1 protein-coding gene is annotated in these 1,374 nt (G+C 68.2%); it reads left to right on the top strand.

Going from position 1 to position 1,374, the window contains the following annotated elements; all coding sequences use genetic code 11:
• Nucleotides 1–161: 161 nt before the first annotated feature.
• Nucleotides 162–1,374 (top strand): transposase (locus ACFOSH_RS42465; protein WP_378247214.1); only part of this gene is annotated, 1,213 nt, incomplete at its 3' end.

The raw sequence follows: 1,374 nt of genomic DNA, 5'->3' as shown, positions 1-1,374 counted from the left end.
GAGGCTGTTGCGTTTTGGGGCGACCTGCTGGTGATGATTTTGGTGTGGGCTGGTGATGCTGGGAGAATCCTGGTGTGGCTATGGGTTTTCGTCCGGTGGATCGTGATCAGCAGTTTTTGTTGCCGGTGAGTATGCGGGACTGGCTCCCGGAAGGTCATCTGGTGTGGTTTGTGCTGGACACGGTCGCTCAGCTGGATCTGGACGCGTTCCGCGCCCGGCGCCGTCTTGGTGGCGCCGGGCGTGAGGCGTATGACCCGGGGATGCTGCTCGCGCTGCTGATCTATGCCTATGCGGTGGGTGAACGGTCCTCGCGCAAGATCGAACGATTGTGTGGCACTGATGTGGCGTTTCGGGTGCTCTGCGCGCAGGACACGCCGGATCACACCACGATCGCCCGGTTCCGCAAGATCCATGTGGCGGTGTTCGAGCAGGTGTTCGCGCAGGTGCTGGTGTTGTGCGCGCGGGCGGGGATGGGCCGGTTGGGGACGGTCGCGATCGACGGGACGAAGATCGCCGCGAACGCTTCGATCGACGCCAATCATCGTGAAGAGTGGTTCCGTGAGCAGGCGCGGAAGATCGCCGCGGAGGCCGAGGACATCGACGCCGCGGAGGACGCCGAGTTCGGCCCGGACGCCCGCGGTGACGAGCTACCGGACGAGCTGGCGGACCCGGTGACGCGGGCGGAGCGGATCCGCCGGTGCCTGGCCGAGATCGCCGCTGAGCAGGCCGCGAAGGACGCGGCGACGGCCGAGGCCAAGGGCAAGGCCGAGCAGCACCTGGAACGGATCGCGGCGGGGCGGGTGGCCGGGCGTGACCCAGGCGCCCTGGACCCGGTCGCCGCCGCCCGGGCGCGGCTGGCCCGGGAAATGACCGCCCGGCAGGGTGAGATCGACGCCTATGCCGCCCGGGTCGCGGCGGCGGAAGCCGAGGGCGGGCGATTGCCGGACGGACGGCGGGTCGTTGACCCGCTCGGCGGGAAACAGGTGAAGAAAGCCCTCGCCGCGCTGGAACGAGCCCTGGCCAAGGCCGTCCTCGCCGCCCGGGGCGACGAGGACGGCAAGACTGGCAGGGACAAGGCACCACGGCGGAATGTGACCGATCCGGACTCCCGGATCATGCCCACTCGCCAGGGCTGGATCCAGGGCTATAACGCCCAGTTCGCGGTGTCAGCCGACTATCTGATCCTCGCGCTGATGCTGACGAACAACCCCACCGACACCGCCGAACTCGCACCCATGATCACCCGGGCCGAGCAGGCCGCGGTGGTGATCAACCAGGAACGGGCCGAACCAGAAACGACGGGCACGGTGCTGGCCGATGCCGGATATTGCAGCGAGGACAACCTCACCCCCGCCGAAGGCCCGCAAGTGTTCG

This window comes from Amycolatopsis speibonae (assembly GCF_042647925.1).
Taxonomy (GTDB): domain Bacteria; phylum Actinomycetota; class Actinomycetes; order Mycobacteriales; family Pseudonocardiaceae; genus Amycolatopsis; species Amycolatopsis speibonae.
This window is presented reverse-complemented; position numbering and strand designations above follow the sequence as displayed.